At 63.7% G+C, this 16,431-nt stretch carries 16 protein-coding genes and 1 tRNA gene; 9 read left to right on the plus strand and 8 right to left on the minus strand.

Annotation, left to right across the window (positions count from 1 at the left end):
• Positions 1–74: 74 nt before the first annotated feature.
• Positions 75–1,643 (minus strand): phytoene desaturase family protein, encoded by a 1,569-nt coding sequence (locus VRS74_RS02040; RefSeq protein WP_354143577.1) that lies wholly within the window; start codon positions 1,641–1,643, stop codon positions 75–77.
• 133 nt (positions 1,644–1,776) lie between these two features.
• On the opposite strand from VRS74_RS02040, the gene VRS74_RS02045 reads away from it, so the two are divergent.
• The 5 genes from VRS74_RS02045 to VRS74_RS02065 all read left to right on the plus strand — a co-directional run bounded on the left by VRS74_RS02045 (position 1,777) and on the right by VRS74_RS02065 (position 5,960).
• Positions 1,777–1,947, plus strand: coding sequence for a hypothetical protein (locus VRS74_RS02045; RefSeq protein ID WP_354143578.1), 171 nt, complete (start codon positions 1,777–1,779; stop codon positions 1,945–1,947).
• Positions 1,947–2,633, plus strand: a complete 687-nt coding sequence (msrA, locus tag VRS74_RS02050; RefSeq protein ID WP_354143579.1) for a peptide-methionine (S)-S-oxide reductase MsrA — start codon at positions 1,947–1,949, stop codon at positions 2,631–2,633. The genes VRS74_RS02045 and msrA overlap by 1 nt, the downstream gene beginning before the upstream one ends.
• 56 nt (positions 2,634–2,689) lie before the next feature.
• Positions 2,690–3,157 carry a Fur family transcriptional regulator gene (locus tag VRS74_RS02055; protein ID WP_354143580.1) on the plus strand — a complete coding sequence of 156 codons (468 nt, stop codon included), beginning with the start codon at positions 2,690–2,692 and terminating at the stop codon, positions 3,155–3,157.
• Between the two features lie 67 nt (positions 3,158–3,224).
• Entirely contained in the window at positions 3,225–5,159 is a 1,935-nt protein-coding gene (dxs, locus tag VRS74_RS02060; protein ID WP_354143581.1) for a 1-deoxy-D-xylulose-5-phosphate synthase, read from the plus strand.
• A gap of 3 nt (positions 5,160–5,162) precedes the next feature.
• Positions 5,163–5,960: a crotonase/enoyl-CoA hydratase family protein gene (locus VRS74_RS02065; protein ID WP_354143582.1), complete on the plus strand. Its 798-nt coding sequence runs from the start codon at positions 5,163–5,165 to the stop codon at positions 5,958–5,960.
• A gap of 9 nt (positions 5,961–5,969) precedes the next feature.
• Here VRS74_RS02065 and VRS74_RS02070 read toward each other — a convergent pair whose 3' ends face one another.
• The 5 genes from VRS74_RS02070 to VRS74_RS02090 form a co-directional block, all read right to left on the minus strand.
• The gene (locus VRS74_RS02070; RefSeq protein ID WP_354143583.1) at positions 5,970–7,007 is read right to left on the minus strand and encodes an MlaA family lipoprotein; all 1,038 of its coding nucleotides are present in this window, start codon (positions 7,005–7,007) and stop codon (positions 5,970–5,972) included.
• A 143-nt stretch (positions 7,008–7,150) separates the two neighbouring features.
• Positions 7,151–7,825 (minus strand): NnrU family protein, encoded by a 675-nt coding sequence (locus VRS74_RS02075; protein ID WP_354143584.1) that lies wholly within the window; start codon positions 7,823–7,825, stop codon positions 7,151–7,153.
• A gap of 77 nt (positions 7,826–7,902) precedes the next feature.
• Positions 7,903–9,192 carry an amidohydrolase family protein gene (locus tag VRS74_RS02080; protein ID WP_354143585.1) on the minus strand — a complete coding sequence of 430 codons (1,290 nt, stop codon included), beginning with the start codon at positions 9,190–9,192 and terminating at the stop codon, positions 7,903–7,905.
• Positions 9,189–10,580, minus strand: coding sequence for an amidohydrolase (locus VRS74_RS02085; RefSeq protein WP_354143586.1), 1,392 nt, complete (start codon positions 10,578–10,580; stop codon positions 9,189–9,191). Before VRS74_RS02085 ends, VRS74_RS02080 begins: the two co-directional genes overlap by 4 nt.
• A 72-nt stretch (positions 10,581–10,652) precedes the next feature.
• Entirely contained in the window at positions 10,653–12,155 is a 1,503-nt protein-coding gene (locus tag VRS74_RS02090) for a peptide MFS transporter (RefSeq protein ID WP_435521365.1), read from the minus strand.
• A 335-nt stretch (positions 12,156–12,490) separates the two neighbouring features.
• Here VRS74_RS02090 and VRS74_RS02095 point away from each other — a divergent pair, with 335 nt between their 5' ends.
• From VRS74_RS02095 to VRS74_RS02110, 4 genes are all read left to right on the plus strand, one after another.
• Positions 12,491–12,829, plus strand: a complete 339-nt coding sequence (locus VRS74_RS02095) for a GntR family transcriptional regulator (protein WP_354143587.1) — start codon at positions 12,491–12,493, stop codon at positions 12,827–12,829.
• Positions 12,830–13,024: 195 nt separating this feature from the next.
• Positions 13,025–13,306 (plus strand): integration host factor subunit beta, encoded by a 282-nt coding sequence (locus tag VRS74_RS02100; protein ID WP_354143588.1) that lies wholly within the window; start codon positions 13,025–13,027, stop codon positions 13,304–13,306.
• Positions 13,307–13,409: 103 nt separating this feature from the next.
• Positions 13,410–13,492 (plus strand) — tRNA-Leu (locus tag VRS74_RS02105).
• A gap of 480 nt (positions 13,493–13,972) precedes the next feature.
• Positions 13,973–14,494, plus strand: a complete 522-nt coding sequence (locus VRS74_RS02110) for a hypothetical protein (RefSeq protein WP_354143589.1) — start codon at positions 13,973–13,975, stop codon at positions 14,492–14,494.
• Here VRS74_RS02110 and msrB read toward each other — a convergent pair.
• Both msrB and VRS74_RS02120 read right to left on the minus strand, forming a co-directional pair.
• Complete coding sequence (gene msrB / locus VRS74_RS02115) at positions 14,460–14,957, minus strand: peptide-methionine (R)-S-oxide reductase MsrB (RefSeq protein WP_354143590.1); 498 nt, start codon at positions 14,955–14,957, stop codon at positions 14,460–14,462. The genes VRS74_RS02110 and msrB overlap by 35 nt on opposite strands.
• 68 nt (positions 14,958–15,025) lie before the next feature.
• Positions 15,026–16,360 (minus strand): cytochrome P450, encoded by a 1,335-nt coding sequence (locus VRS74_RS02120; protein ID WP_354143591.1) that lies wholly within the window; start codon positions 16,358–16,360, stop codon positions 15,026–15,028.
• Positions 16,361–16,431: the final 71 nt, after the last annotated feature.

Genomic DNA, 16,431 nt, shown 5'->3' on the forward strand with positions numbered 1-16,431 from the left:
GGTGCTGTTTCTCGCTGCGCTCGAGTACCTGCGGGCGCCCGGTCGGGCTTGCGGCGCTTTGCGCCGTTACAGCACTATTTCGCCCAGAAACGCTTCGATTTCAGTATCGCATGAGCCGCGTTATGCCCCGGCGCACCGGTCACACCGCCGCCCGGATGCGTGCCCGCCCCACATAGCCACAGCCCTTCGAGCGGGGTGCGATAGCTGCCCGCACCTAGCGCCGGGCGCGCCGCCCACAGCTGGTCGAGGCTCATCCTTCCGTGGAAGATGTCGCCGCGCCACAGGCCGAACTTGGCTTCGAGCGCGCGCGGCGTGTGGATTTGCCGATGCAGAACCAGTTCGCGGAACCCGGGGGCGTGATGTTCGATCACGTCAAACACCGGTTCCACCGCAGCGGCCTCCTGCTCCTCGGGCATATCCGGATCGACATGCTGGCAGAACAGGCTCGCGACGTGCTGGCCTTCGGGTGCAAGGCTGTCATCCACCAGGCTCGGGATCAGCATCTCGACGATCGGCTTGCCGCTGAAGCCTTGCACGCGCGCATCGAGCCAGGCGCGGTCCATGTAATCGACCGAAGGCGCCATGATGATGCCTGAGCGCAAATGCGCATCGCCTTCGGGCGCATGGCGGAAACGCGGCAGGCCGCTCAGCGCGACATTCATGCGCAGGCTTCCCGAACCTCCGCGATAGCCATCCATCGCGCGCGCGAAATCATCCGGCAGCGCGTCGCGCGGCACCAGCCGGTCGAACAATGGCTTGGGGCCCATGTTCGAAATGACACGCCTGGTGCGCAGTTCTTCGCCATTCGCCAGACGCGCGCCGACCGCCTTGCCACGCTCGACGAGTACTCCGCTCACCGGCGCGCCGGTGCGGATCTCGACGCCCTGCTCGCGCGCGGCGGCCGCCATCATCTGGGTGATCGCGCCCATGCCGCCGATCACATGGCCCCACGCGCCCTTCTTGCCGTTCACTTCGCCGAACACGTGGTGGAGCAGCACATAGGCGCTGCCCGGCTCGTCGGGCGAGGCGTAATGGCCGACACAGGCATCGAAGCCGAACGCCGCCTTGACCGGCTCGCTCTCGAACCAGTCGTCGAGCACTTCGCGCGCCGAGCGGGTGAACAATTGCAGCACTTGCCGCTGGCGCTCGACGCTGAGTCGGGCGAGGCCGCGCGCCTGCATGGCCGCATCGACCAGCGAACGCAGCCCGCCCTTGGGATCGGGCGGAGCTTTGAGCGCAAGGGTGCGCAGCACTTCGGCTGCATCTTCGAGCATGTCGAAATAGGCGGATAGCCGTTCGGCATCGGATTTCGAGAAGCGCGCAACCTGGGCCTGCGAGGCCTCAAGTCCGCCGCCCATCAGCAAATAGTCGCCGTCGAGCGGAAGGTAGTTCGACACTGGCCGCTCGATCACGCGGTATCCGCGTTCGGGCAACCGCATGTCCGCGATCACCTTCGGCTGGAGCAGGCTGACGGTGTAGCTGGCGGTAGAATTGCGGAAGCCCGGGGCGAATTCCTCCGTCACGGCCGCGCCGCCCAACACGTCGCGCGCTTCGCACACGGTCACCTTGAGCCCGGCCCGGGCGAGGTAGAAAGCGCAGGTGAGGCCATTGTGCCCACCGCCGATAATCACTGCATCAATCATTCTGTCAGGCTGTAAACACATCCTGCCGCAGCGCGAATAGACTTTTGCTGTAAACCGTGTTCACCGCGCCTCAATCAATCGGGGCTAACAAGACCCCGACGACAAATTGTTTCGATTCGTGAGCAATCAAGCCATGCGCCTCTTCAAACCTGACCTCTACCGCAACTTCGGCATCGGCTTCGGCATCGGTGCGCTTCTGGTTGGCGCCAGCCTTGCTCCGCATTTCGAAGCCGACCTCGCAACGCCGGCCAAGGCTGCGACGGCGGACACCCAGGACGAAGGCGTTTCCGCCCCTACCCCCTGATGAATATTCGTTTCGCCTTTCTGGCTGCTGCCGGCGCGTTGGCGCTGAGCGGCTGCCAGGTCGCGTCCGCAGCGGGCGAGAAAGTGGTCGAAGCGCCGGAGGCGAGCGTGAAGGCGCAGGAGCCCGATAAGCTGCGGGTCGCGATATTCGCGGGCGGGTGCTTCTGGGGCGTCGAAGGCGTCTTCAGCCATGTGAAGGGCGTGAAAGCGGCGGTTTCGGGGTTTCACGGTGGCACGGCAGCCACCGCGAGTTACGACAAGATCGTCACCGGGCTGACCGATCACGCCGAAGCGGTGCGGATCGTCTATGACCCGCGCGAAGTGCGCTATGACGAGCTGCTGCAGATCCTGTTTTCGGTGGTGGCCGATCCCACGCTGAAGAACCGGCAGGGGCCCGATGTCGGCACGCAATATCGCAGTGCGATCGTTCCGATGAACAAGGAGCAGGCGCGGGTGGCGCGTGCCTATCTCAAGCAGCTCGGCGCTTCGGGGCTGTGGGACAAGCCGGTGGCGACCAGGATCGAACCCTATCGCGCGTTCTACGAGGCCGAGGACTACCATCAGGATTTCATGGCCCGCAATCCGCGCCATGGCTACATCGTGCGCTGGGACAAGCCCAAGGTCGAAGCACTCGCCCGGCTCTTTCCGGAGCACTATCGAACCAGCTTCCTGCGCGACCACAGCTAATTTTTAGCGAAGCTGCAGGAGTGGCGCTCGCCGTGCAGCGCGACTATATGTGCGCCATGGCCAGACACGATCATGCACATCACGAACATTCGGGCCCGGACCTTCTCGGTGCGGCGCGCGCGGCGCTGACCGATGCGGGCGAACAATGGACCGGCATGCGCGAAGCGGTCTTCGCAGAGCTGGCGCGGCACGACTGCCCCGTCTCAGCCTATGACATTGCCGACAATCTCTCGCGCAGCCGCGGCAAAAGAGTGGCGCCCAACAGCGTCTATCGCATCCTCGACCTGTTCGTGACGAACAACCTCGCGCTACGGGTCGAAAGCGCCAACGCCTTCCTCGCCAACACTCACCCGGGTTGCGAGCACGACTGCATCTTCCTGGTCTGCGACGAATGCGGAGAGGCGACGCATGTCGACGATGATGACGTGTCGCGCCGGGTGCGCGAACTGGCCAAGGCGCGCGGTTTCCAGGCGCGCCGGCCGGTGATCGAAATCCGCGGCGTCTGCTCTGCTTGCCAGGCCTGAAACTCCGCCTGCTGGACGGCCAAGCCTTGATCGACACTTCCCCAATTCGCGTGTAAGCCCCTGATCCATGAGTCAATCACCGAATACTCTACTGCTCGATACGGTTACCTACCCCTCGGACCTGCGCAAGCTCGACAAGTCCGAGCTGCGCCAACTTGCCGATGAGTTGCGGGCCGAAACGATCGACGCCGTCGGCACCACCGGCGGGCATCTGGGCTCGGGTCTGGGCGTGGTCGAGCTGACCGTGGCGATCCACTATGTGTTCAACACGCCTGAAGACAGGCTGGTGTGGGACGTGGGCCATCAGTGCTATCCGCACAAGATCCTCACAGGCCGGCGCGACCGCATTCGCACCTTGCGCCAAGGTGGTGGCCTGTCGGGTTTCACCAAGCGTGCCGAAAGCGAATACGATCCCTTTGGCGCGGCGCACAGCTCGACCTCGATCTCGGCCGCGCTGGGCTTTGCTGTCGCAAACAAGCTCAACGACAAGCCCGGCCGCGGTATTGCCGTGATCGGCGACGGCGCGATGAGCGCGGGCATGGCCTATGAGGCGATGAACAACGCCGAACAGGCAGGCAATCGCCTGATCGTGATCCTCAATGACAATGACATGTCGATCGCACCGCCGGTGGGCGGGCTTTCGGCCTATCTCGCGCGGATGGTTTCCTCGAGCGAATACCTCGGCCTGCGCAACCTCGCTTCGCGCATTTCGCGCAAGCTCAGCCGCCGCGTCCACCATGGGCTGGAAAAGGCCGAGGAATATGCGCGCGGCATGGTGACCGGCGGCACGCTGTTCGAAGAGCTCGGCTTTTACTACGTCGGCCCGATCGACGGGCACAATCTCGATCATCTGATTCCGGTTCTCGAGAACGTGCGCGATTCCGACCAGGGCCCTGTGCTGGTGCATGTCGTGACGCAGAAGGGCAAGGGCTATGCCCCGGCCGAGAACAGCGCCGACAAGTACCATGGCGTCGCCAAGTTCGACGTGATCACCGGCGAGCAGAAGAAGAGCGCGGGCGGTCCGCCGGCCTATCAGAACGTGTTCGGCGAGACTCTGGCCAAGCTGGCGGAAACCGACAAAAGGATCTGCGCGATCACCGCCGCCATGCCTTCGGGCACCGGGGTCGATCGTTTTGCCAAGGCGCATCCGGAACGCAGCTTCGACGTCGGCATTGCCGAGCAACACGGCGTGACTTTCGCTGCGGGCCTTGCCGCGCAGGGCATGCGGCCCTTTGCTGCGATCTACTCCACCTTCCTCCAGCGCGCCTATGACCAGGTGGTGCACGATGTTGCGATCCAGAACCTGCCGGTCCGCTTCGCGATCGACCGCGCCGGGCTGGTCGGGGCCGATGGTTGCACCCATGCGGGCGCGTTCGACATCGCCTATCTAGCGACGCTGCCCAACATGGTGGTGATGGCCGCGGCGGACGAGGCCGAACTCGTCCACATGACCTATACCGCTGCCGAATATGATCACGGCCCGATCGCCTTCCGCTATCCGCGCGGCAATGGCGTGGGCGTGCCGCTGCCTGAGGTTCCCCAGAAGCTGGAAATCGGCAAGGGGCGCGTGGTACGCGAAGGCAGCAAGGTGGCGATCCTGTCGCTCGGCACGCGGCTGGCCGAAGCGCTCAAAGCGGCAGACCAGCTCGAGGCCAAGGGCTTGCCGACCACCGTTGCCGACATGCGTTTTGCCAAGCCGCTCGATACCGAACTGATCGAACGCCTGATGCGCAGCCACGAAGTGGTGGTTACGGTCGAGGAAGGCGCGATCGGCGGGCTCGGCGCGCATGTGCTGACCTTCGCTTCGGACGAAGGGCTGACCGATGCCGGGCTGAAGGTGCGCACCATGCGCTTGCCCGACATCTTCCAGGACCATGACGATCCCCAGCGGCAATATGACGAAGCGGGGCTCAACGCGCCCGATATCGTCGCGACCGTGCTACGCGCACTGCGGCACAATTCGGCCGGAGAAGACGAACGCGTGGAAGAAGCGCGGGCTTAAGGGGTGGCGCTCCTCCAGATCGAAACCGCCAATCACGTCACCACCCTCACGATCGACCGTGCGGAAATCATGAACCCGCTCGGGCAGGCAGGCGATGGGGACGAATTCGCAGCAGCCTGCGATGCGATCAATCGCGATCTCGATGTGCGCTGCGTGATCCTCACCGGCGCGGGGCAAGCCTTCAGCGCTGGCGGTGACATCAAGGCGATGAAATCGCGCAGCGGCAGCTTCGGCGGCACTCCGCCGGGCATTTCAGACAGCTATCGCGACAATATCCATCGCATGCTCCGCGCGCTGTATGGTCTGCGCGTGCCGCTGATCTCGGCGGTCAACGGGCCCGCGATCGGGCTCGGCTGCGATGTCGCCTGCCTCGGCGATCTCCGGATCGCGTCGGACAAGGCAAAATTCGGCGTCACTTTCCTCAAGCTCGGGCTGGTCCCCGGCGATGGCGGCACATGGACCCTGCCGCGCATCATCGGCGAGGCGCGCGCGGCAGAGCTGTTCTACACCGGCGATGTGATCGATGCGGCAACCGCGCTCGACTGGGGTCTCGTTAGCCGGGTGGTGCCGCCCGAAGCGCTGATGGACGAGGCGCAGGCGCTCGCCGCCAAGGTCGCCGCTATGCCGCCGCATGCGCTGCGCCACGCCAAGAACTTGATGCGGCAAGGGCGCGAGGTGAGTTACGACACCGCGCTCGAACTCGCCGCCAATGCGCAGGCGCTGATGCATTTGACCGAAGACCATATGGAAGGGGTCGACGCGCTGATCGAGAAGCGCGCACCCGATTTCAAAGGCAAATAGCCCGGCAGATCAGCTCTCGGGCAGAGGCTGCACCACTTCCTTGCTGATATAGACGATCGCTGGCGGTTCCGGCTCGGCTACAGTTTCGGGCTCCACTTGCTCGACCGGCTCTGCGATGATCGTTTCGACGGTCTCGGCCAGCGGCCCTTCGGGAAGCGGCGGGCCCGCCATGATCGCCTCGATGCTGCAATCGCGCGGCGGCGGGCGGTTCTTGAGTGCGGCGATCTCGGCTTCGCGCTGGCACAGATAGGTCTCGCGCATCGCGTAATAGGGATCGTCGCTCGTGTTGATCTGCGTGATCTGGTCGTCGAAGTTGATCCGGTATTCGAGCGAATTCACCGTGAAGGCGGGGATCGCGTAATAGGGCGTGTTGAACGGCTTGCCGACTGCGAAGGGCAGGATCGACTGGTCGATCCCGGTGCCGATCAGGTCGCGCAGCGTGGTCGCGCCCACCAGCGGTACCACCAGGAATGGCCCCGGCCCGACCCCGTAATAGCCCAGCGTATTGCCGAAGCCGTTGCGGCGATGGGGAAGCTTGAACGGTTCCTTCTTTGCGACGTCGAACAGCCCGCCCACCCCGACGGTGGTGTTGATCGCGAAGCGACCGACAGTCTCAACGGCCTTGCCCGGCTTCAGCTGCAGCAGGAAGTTGAGCGCGTTGACCGGCTCCATCAGGTTGCGAAAGAAATTCCGCAGGCCCTTGCGCAACGGGCTGGGCAGATCTTCCTCGTAAACCTCGGCAATCGGCGCGACCACGGCCTGGTCCACCTTCTGCGTAAGTTCGAAGGTTGCAGCGTTGACGTTCTCGAGCGGGTCCTTGAGCGGGTCGCGCGCTTCGGCGCTGACCACGATGACATTGCCCTGGGTCGGGTCCTGAGCCTCCGCCTGGGGCTCGGCTGTGGCGGGCCGTTCCTCGGCGGGCGCCTCCTCGGGCAGCTCCTCGGGGGGAACTTCCTGCACCGCCTGTACCAAAACCGGCTGGGGGAGTGCAGACGCAAGCGGGGCCGACGATGCCATCAGGGCCACGGATGCGAGCGAAATTGTCATGCCTAACCTTTCTGCCCCCGGCGGCCTATCTGTAGGCTATTGGCTGCTAAGACAAATAAAAGGTTAGTATCCGTTATCTGAATACGATTACCGCTGGCGCAGGGGAGACACCTTGCCGCTGGCGAAGTCGCACTTCCGGGATGTCAGAACCAGCGCCAGATCCCGCCTTCGATGCCGCCCAGCGGGCCGTGCGCCCAGCTTATCGCCAGCCACAGGCCCAGCCCGATCGCCCACCACAGCAGGCCGACCGAAAACAGCTTGTCCAGCTTCGGCCAATAGCTGGTCTGGCTTTCCCAACTTGCCCAGGCGTCACCCATCTGCTCGCGTTTCTTGCGATCCTGCAGATGCGCCCCGACCAGCGCCAATATGCCCATCGCAAGCGCGGTGATCACTCCGCGCCAGCTCCACCACAGCACGATGTGCGACAGCGCCCACAGGCCGAAGCCCCACATCATCGGGTGCCGGGTGACGCGGAACACGCCTTTGGGCTCAGCCATCGCCTGCTTGGCGGCGGCAGGCGTCGGCAGTGCAGGATTACCCGCCATCGATCCGGCGAACAGCACCATTGCCGGCAAGGTCAGCACAGTTGCGATGATCCATCCCGCTTCGCCCGAGCCACCAAGATCGCCCGCCGGAGCCTTGGTGAAGGCGGCATAGACCCAATAGAGCGTGGCGAAACTGACCAGCGTGTAGGCGAAGCTGAAGCCGCCCTCGCGCAGCAGCTTCACCATCGGCGCGCGCAGCGGGTGCGACATCGCGAAATGCGAACCGACAAAAGCCACATTGGCTGCGACCACTTCGACCAAGGCATTGTCCATGACCAATTCCCCCTTGCAGGGAATTGGTCACATGGAGCCGCAAAAGGCAAGCCGGCGCTGCCGGCTCACCGTGGATGCTACCAGTCGAAGGCCTTGGGCAAGTCGCTCTCATCGAGGTCGCGATAGCGGTCGCGCAGGCGAGTACGATGGTTGTCGAGCGGTTGTTCGACGCCATCGATGAACACCTGCACAGCCCCGCTCGACACTTCAAGCGGATCGCCGTCCCAGATCACGACGTCGCCGGCCGCGCCCGGCTTGAGCACGCCGATCTTGCCGCCCATGCCAACCGCTTCGGCTGGCCGCGAGCTAATCGTGGCGAGCGCTTCGCCCCAGCTCAGCCCGGCAGCGCCGGACATGCGCCCAAGCGCGACCAGATTGCCCGCGTGCTGCTTCAGATGGTCGGTGAAGCGGATCGAATCCGCATTGATCGACACATTGACCCCGGCAGCGCGCATGCGGCCGATATTGCTCTGCGTGGCGGCGATCTGTTCGAACCGTTCGGGCAAGTCCTGCAGGCTTTCGGCCATCACCGGAATGCCCGAAGCCGCCAGTTCCTGCGCCACCAGCCAGCCTTCGGTCGCGCCAACCAGCACGAGGCGAAGCCGCGGGAATTCCTTGCCCAGCGCGATGACCGTACGGATGTCGGAAGCGCGATGCGCCTCGATGAAGAGCTGCTGCGTGCCCGCGACGACCGGACCCAGCGCTTCGGCATCTGCGCGGGTAAGGAGGTTGCCATCGCCGCTCCAGCGCCCGGCGGCAAAATCCTGCGCTTCGCGAAGCGCGTTGCGCAGTTCGGCATGGCTCGCCTTGCGGCTGCCGCCGGCGATCCGCGCGCCGCTTTCGGACAGGGTCACCATCTGGAACGCTTTTGCCTTCGTCACCGGCGAAGGATCGTCACCCAGGTCGATCACCGCACCCTGGCCCGCGAAGATCGAGTTCGACGCACCGCCAGAGACCACCGCGCGGGTGATACCGTTGGCGCGCCCGACCTTGATGTGCTGCGAGGCGGGATTGATCGCGGGCGTCACGTCGAGCGCGGCATTGAAGCGCGCCCGGCTCGCACTGGTGTCATTGCTCGATTCCACGCCGTTCACGTCAACCAGGCCAAGCGTGGTGACGGCCGCGACCAGTCCGGGCGTGACCCAGCGGCCTGTCCCGTCGATTGTCGGGAGCGAAGGATCGGGTCGCACGTCGGCGCCAACAGCCGCGATCTTGCCGCCGCGCACCACTACGGTGGCGTTGGCGATCGGTGCGCTGCCGTCACCGGTGGCGACAGTGGCGTTGGTGATCGCGAAGTCCTGCGCCATGGCAGGCGCTGCGAGAGCGATTGCGGTAGCACTGGCTGCTAGAAGCGAAGCGCGGATCATTTCACGTCTCCTTCGCCTTGCTGGCCGAGCTCGAAGTCGCTCACCGGGCGTCGCTCCGGATCGTCCGCATCGAACAGCAGCGCGCCGTCGACCCACACCTTTTCGGGTCGCGAATAGACGCTCAGCGGGTCGCCGTTCCACAGCACCACATCGCCCATCTTGCCGGGTTCGAGGCTGCCGGTCATGGAATCGATCCCCATCGCCTTGGCGGCGTTGAGCGTGAACCAGCGGACCACCTGGCCATCAGGAATGGCGATGCCCATGCGGGCACCCGCAGCCTGCGCCTTGGCGGCTTCCTGGTTGAGGCGCTGGATGCCGTTCTCGTCATCCGAATGGATCACCACGCAAGCGCCCGCCTGCTGCAGCAAAGCGGCGTTTTCGGGAATCCCGTCATAGCTTTCCATTTTGAAGCCGTACCAATCGGCCCAGATCGCGCTGCATACGTCGTTTTCGCGCAGCAGGTCGCCGATCTTGTAGCTTTCGACCGCGTGGTGGAAAGCGGTGACGCGGTATCCCATCTCCTTGGCCATATCCATCACTAGCGCCATTTCGTCGGCGCGGTAGCAATGGTTGTGGACCAGGATTTCGCCCTCGAGCACGCCCTGCAGCGTCTCCTTGGCGAGGTCGCGCTTCTTCTTATCATCCTTGGCATAGGCCTTGGCGTCGAGCCAGGTCTGGCGATTGACCGCGAAATTGCCCATCCGTGTGGAAGGCATGCGGTTGCGCGAGCCATAGACGCGCTTGGGATTCTCGCCGCATGCCATCTTCATGCCATAGGGCGCGCCGGGGAACTTCATTCCCTGCACCGTGCGGCTGGGCACGTTCTTGAGCGTGACCGTACGGCCGCCGACAAGGTTGGCCGAGCCGGGCAGGATCTGCAGCGAAGTGACACCGCCATTGGCGAGCGCGCGAGTGAAGCCCGGATCCTGCGGCCACACCGAATGTTCAGACCAGACGTCGGGCGTACTCGGCGAAGTCGCTTCATTGCCGTCCGAATGCGCGGGTACCGACGGGGTCGGATAGTCGCCAAGGTGCGAGTGGATGTCGATCACCCCGGGCGTCACGAACTTGCCGCGCGCGTCGATCACCGCATAGCCCGACGTGTTGAGCCCCGCGCCCACCGCTTCGACCTTGCCGTCGCGCAGCAGCACGGTGGCATTGTCGAGCTGTGCCCCGGTCCCGTCGAACACCGTCGCGCCGACCAGCGCGGTCGGCACGCCGGGGTAGGGGCGATAGGTAGAGGGGTAGGGATTCTTGTCGAATTGCGGCGAAACCGGCTTCGATGCAGAGGCTGTCTCCGCGCCGGCTTCGGCCCCTGAAGTTGTAGCGCAGGCGGCGAGCGCGAGTGCGCTCCCGAGGCCTGCGAGTGCGCGCGTCACGCGTGGCATGTGCGTCCCCTTGAAGATTGCGACCAGATTTGCGGAGCCCGGCGTACCGGGCTCCGCATTGCATTCATACTATCAGGATGAAGGGCGCGAAGTGGGGTGAACCCCGGCTTCCTGCGCTTCGAGGCCCGCTTCCGCAGCGCCTTCCAGCGTGTCGTCCCTCAGCGTATCGAGGTGCATCAGCTTCTTGATCAGCGGGCTTATCACGATCACCGCAATACCCACGCCAACCGTGATCCAGCCGATCTGGCTATAGACCGCGAGCACCGTTTCCTTCGCTGCGCCTTCGCCCGATGCCGCTTCCGAACCGGTCGCCGCTGCGATCAGCCCGGCTACGAAATTGCCGGTTGCCGAAGCGAAGAACCAGGTGCCCATGATGAGCGAGGCCATATGCGCGGGGGCCAGTCGGTTCATCGCCGATAGGCCGACCGGGCTGAGGCAGAGCTCGCCCGTGGTGTGCAGCAGGTAGATCAGGAAGATGAAGATGACCGGGGTCATATTCTCCATGCCGACCGTGTTGGCGCCCAGCACCAGAACCAGGAAGCCTGCGCCAAGCTGGATCAGTGCCAGGCCGAACTTGGCCGGGGTCGAGGGTTCGAGCCCCTTCTTGCCAAGCCAGGTCCAAAGGCCCGCGAACAGCGGCGCCAGCATGATGATGTAGATCGGGTTGATCGACTGGAAGATCGAGGCTGAGACGCCCTGCCGGTCGACATAGCGATCGGTGAACAGGTTGAGCGAAGAACCAGCCTGTTCGAACAGCGCCCAGAACAGGACCGAACCGATGATCAGGAACATTGCGGCAAAGATGCGGTCACGGTCGTGCCCGCCGATCTTGATCGCCTCCCAGACCACGAAAGCGACCAGCGCAAGGCCGAACACGCCGAGGATGGTCCCGACGATTGCCTGATTCTGCACCAGCCACCAGGTCACTGCCACCGCAGCGAAGCCGACGAGGTAGAGGAACCATTCGAACTTCATGCCCATGAACGGCGCCGCAAGCTTTTCCGGAACGGTGCTTTCGCCCTTGCCCAGCAGCAGCGGCTTGAACACAACGAACACGACCAGGCCGAGCAGCATGCCGATGCCCGCCGCGCCGAAGCCATAGGCCCAGCCATAGGTCTGGCCGAGATAGCCGGCGATGATCGTGCCGACTGCGGCGCCGACGTTAATCCCCATGTAGAAGATGGTGTAGGCGCCGTCGCGGCGGATGTCGGTGCGCGGGTAGAGCTGGCCCACGATCACCGAGATATTGGCCTTGAGGAAGCCCGAGCCGACGATGATGAAGGCCAGCGCCGCCCAGAAGATGTCGATCATCGGGTTGTTCTGGCCCAGCGTGCCTTCGCCTTCGAAGGCCATCAGGAAGTGGCCGATCGTCAGCAGGACCGCGCCAAACAGCACTGCCTTGCGCTGGCCGAGATATTTGTCCGCGAGATAGCCGCCGAGCACCGGCGCGATATAGACCAGCGCCGTATAAGCGCCGTAGATGACCGAGGCCTTCTCGTCGTTGAAAAGCCAGTGCTGCGTCAGGTAGAAAATCAGCAGCGCGCGCATGCCGTAATAGGAAAAGCGCTCCCACATCTCCGCGAAGAACAGCACGAACAGCCCTTTGGGGTGCCCGGCAAATTCTGCTTTCGACGAAGTAACGATGGTTGCGCCGCCGATCAGCAGCAGCAGCAGGAACGACGCCGCAATGGCGACGATGATTTCTTCAAGCGACACGAAGGCCCTCCCCGATAGTCCTTAAGGCAGCGCGCGGCATGCCTCCCCTTCGGGCGGCACCCTAACGCCTCAATCGCTCATGTGAAGCCTTAGTTGCAGGCGAAACCACCTCTGCGAATGTCGTTCGTCGAAAGACCGGAAACTTGACGCGCATGGCTGTATTATGGCACTGAAGCACTTATCGCGAGGGAACTATGAGCCAGAACCGACCCGTTTACCTGAAGCTGCGCGACCAGATCGCGGCTGCCATCATCGAAGGGCGCTATGCCGAAGGCGACATGCTGCCGTCGGTGCGGGCGCTTGCAGCCGAGGAGGGCGCCAATCCGTTGACCGTGGCCAAGGCCTACCAGCAGTTCCAGAACGACGGCCTGGTAGAAGTCCAGCGCGGCGTCGGCATGTATGTGGTCGCCGGCGCGGCCGACCGGCTGCGTAATCGCGAACGCGACAGCTTCCTGCGCAATGAATGGCCCGAAATCCGGGCCCGGATGGAACGCCTCGGAATCGACCTGGCTGAGCTCCTCGAGGAAGCCTGACAATTCTGCGGCTTATGCCAAGCACCTATTGAAAAAGCAAAAAATCGCCTGCCGACCTTGCGACCGCGCCTGTTATCTGGCACGATAACAATGGGGGTCGGAGCTGCTTTTGGGTCGAAGCAGTGCCGTCAGGATTGCCACAGGATAGGCTCGCCGGTTTTTTGATCGGCGAGGGTACGCAGGCGGGAGGTGCACATGATCAGATCCGAATTGCTGCAGGCGCTTCACAGGGACAATCCTGAATTGCGCGCGGAAGAAGTCGAGCAGGTGGTCGACATCTTCTTCGAAGAGATCGCCGAACGGCTTGCCGAAGGCGGAAGGGTGGAGCTGCGCGGCTTCGGTGCCTTCTCCACGCGGCAACGCGAGTCGCGCCAGGGGCGCAACCCGCGCACTGGCGAAACGGTGGACGTGCCTTCGAAGCGCGTTCCCTATTTCAAGCCCGGCAAGGAGATGCGCAAGCGCATCAACGACGCCTGAGCGAAAGCGGCAACGGCAAAACCGCTCACTGCCAATGCAAAATATGTAGCGATTGCGCTGATGCGTTGTCGCGCCCGCCCGCTGTCGCTAGGAGGCTCGACGCGCGGGTGTGGCGGAATGGTAGACGCCGGGGACTTAAAATCCCCTGAGGTTTCCCTCGTGTGGGTTCGAGTCCCACCACCCGCACGCGGTTCCGGAGCACAATTAGCTCCGTTTTAACCCCTATGCCCCTAGATCGAATCCGATAAGCAAGGCCGTGGTAACGACTGCATGCGGCCAGTTCGGGGCGTATAGGACAGGGGTTTCCAGCGATGGATCATGCGGTTTTTCCGCGAGATGTGCAGACGGATCATGCCGAACCGGCGGACCAGCGCAATGCGCAACGCTATTCGCTGCTGATTCGCCCTGCCAAGCTGCTGTCCCCGCAAGGCGAGTTCGTTTGCATCCTGCGCGATGTTTCCAGCACCGGCGTCAGCACCAGGCTGTTCCACAGCCTGCCCGCCTGCGCGACCTATACGCTCGATGGCGTTTGCGGGTGTGCTTGCCGCGATTCCGATGGGCTGGTTCGTGGCGCGGATAATCAAGCGCTGGCGCAGCTACGAGCACCTGCTGCCCAAGGCCGCGCTCGCAATCGTGCTCTAGGTCGTTTTCCTGCCGGGCGCGCTGATGCTCCCGCTTCAGAAATTCGTGGAGCCTGAGCCTGTATCCCGGACATTCAAGATCGCCGAATCCAGCTGCGAGCTGAGCAAGAACGCGCAGTTGCTTGACCGACTGCCGCCTTCCACACTCTTCGCACCACTCGACCTTGGCCCGGCGCTGTTGTTGGACACGCATCACTCGGTGGCGGCATCGAACCACCACCGCGCGGCAAAGGCGATGCACGATGTGATCTACGCCTTCACGCACAGCCCCGATGATGCGCGCAAATATGTCGAAGCCTATCGTGCCGGATATGTCGTGGCGTGCCTCGACCTGGCGGAGGTGGCGAACTTCCGCAGGGGTGGCGGGAACGGCGGGTTGATGAACAGGCTTTACGAGGGCGACATTCCCTCATGGCTCGAACCGGTCGATGTGGGCGGTCCGGATACGCTCAAGGTCTGGCGTGTCGTCACTCCTGCCGAAGCGCGCGCAGCCGATGTGGCCGCCCCTGAAGCTACGCCGGGCGGAAATCCAGCGCCAGCCCGTTGATGCAGTGCCTTTGGCCCGTCGGTTCGGGCCCGTCGCTGAAGATGTGCCCCAGATGCCCGCCGCAATCGGCGCAGTGCACTTCGGTCCGCGGATAGCCGATCTTGTAGTCGGTCGAAGTGCCCACCGCGCCCTTGTCGATCGCCGCCCAGAAGCTGGGCCAGCCCGTCTTGCTGTCATATTTGGTGCGCGAGGAATAAAGCGCGTTGCCGCAGCCGACACAGTGGAAAGTCCCCGCCCGCTTTTCCTTGTTGAGCGGAGAGCTGTAGGGGCGCTCGGTCCCGGCTTCGCGCAGGATCCAGTACTGGTCCTTGGTCAGTTTCCTGCGCCATTCGGCATCGCTCAGCTGGACCCGATAGCTCTTGGCTTCGGCGCGCGACGATCCGCAAGCGGCCAGAACCGGCAGCGCGGCCCCTATGCCGAGCGCGGCGAGAAACTGGCGGCGATGGGTGACGAATGCGTTCATGGCATGCGGTCCGTATAGAGGTCTCATGACAGTATATACGAACCGGACGCCGGAATGGTTTCAAATTATCAGAAGCTGGTGATCTCGACTTCGAGCTTGCGGAAGCCGTGCACGAAGTTGGCGCGGACCCGCTCTACGTCGCCTGCTACATGCACTCGCATGCGGCGCTTGTGCATTTCCTCAAGCAGAACCCGCAGCTGCAGTTCGGCAAGGCGAGCCCCGACGCAGCGGTGGATGCCATAGCCGAAGGCGATGTGGCGGCGGGCATTCTCGCGCGTGATGTCGAGCTTGTCCGCATTGTCGAACACTTCCTCGTCGCGATTGGCCGAGAGATACCACAGCACCACCTTGTCACCCTTTTTCACATGCTGGCCGAACACTTCGGTGTCTTCGGTGCAGGTGCGGCGCATGTGCGCGAGCGGCGTCTGGTAGCGGATGCATTCCTGCACCGCATTGGGGATGAGGTCGGGGTTCTCCTCGAACAGCTTGCGCTGGTCGGGGAACTTGTCGAAGGCATGGATGATCCCGCTCATAGTGTTGCGGGTGGTGTCGTTGCCACCCACGATCAGCAAGATCAGATTGCCCATGAATTCCTGCGGGCTCATCTGGTTCATAGCGTCGGAATGGATCATCATCGAGATCAGGTCTTCGCCGCCGTCCTGATGGGTCCGTTCGATCCACAGCGACTGGAAATAGGCCAGCATCTCCTGCAGGATTCCCCAGCGCATTTCGTCGAGCTCGCGCACGGTGGCGAGTTCGGTGTCGCCCGACCAGTCCGACCAGAAAGTCAGAAGGCGGCGGTCTTCCCAGGGGAAGCCGAACAGGATCGCCAGCATGCCGGTGGTCAGTTCGATCGAGACCTTGTCGACCCAATCGAACACTTCGCCGCGCGGAAGCGTGTCGAGCAATTCGCCGGTGCGCTGGCGAATTTCCGCTTCCATGTCGGTGATCGAGCTGGGGGTGAATTTGGGCGCAACGGTGCGGCGCTGGCCGGTGTGCTGCGGCCGGTCCATCGCGATGAACATCGGCAGTTCGCGGCGCTCGGCACCACGCGCCGCAAGCTCTTCGTCGCTCAGCCGCTCAAGGATGGTGATCCCGCCATGCTCCCAGCTCGACGAGAAGATTTCAGGCAAGGCTTCGATATGCTGGATCGCCTTGTGCTGCACCACCGCCCAATAGGGGCCGAAAGGGCTTTCGGGGATGTAATGCAGCGGGCCGGCTTCGCGCATTTCCTTGAAGATCGGCTGCCAGGTGTCCTCGAAATAGATGTCGGAGCGGCTCACGTCCCATTTGTGCGTGTGCACCAGCCTGTCGTCAGGATGCGTCTTCAAATGTTCGCGCAAAGCCTCGAAGGCGGTGGGCGAGCGACGCACTTGCGGGCGTTCGGGGGCGATCGTGGCCATTCTTCTCTCCGTGCTGAGCGACTCTGGCGGTCGCTGCGTTTCTGGCTCCATCCTGCCGCTATTGACAGCAA

Source organism: Altererythrobacter litoralis (assembly GCF_036324225.1).
GTDB classification, from domain to species: Bacteria; Pseudomonadota; Alphaproteobacteria; order Sphingomonadales; family Sphingomonadaceae; genus Erythrobacter; species Erythrobacter litoralis_A.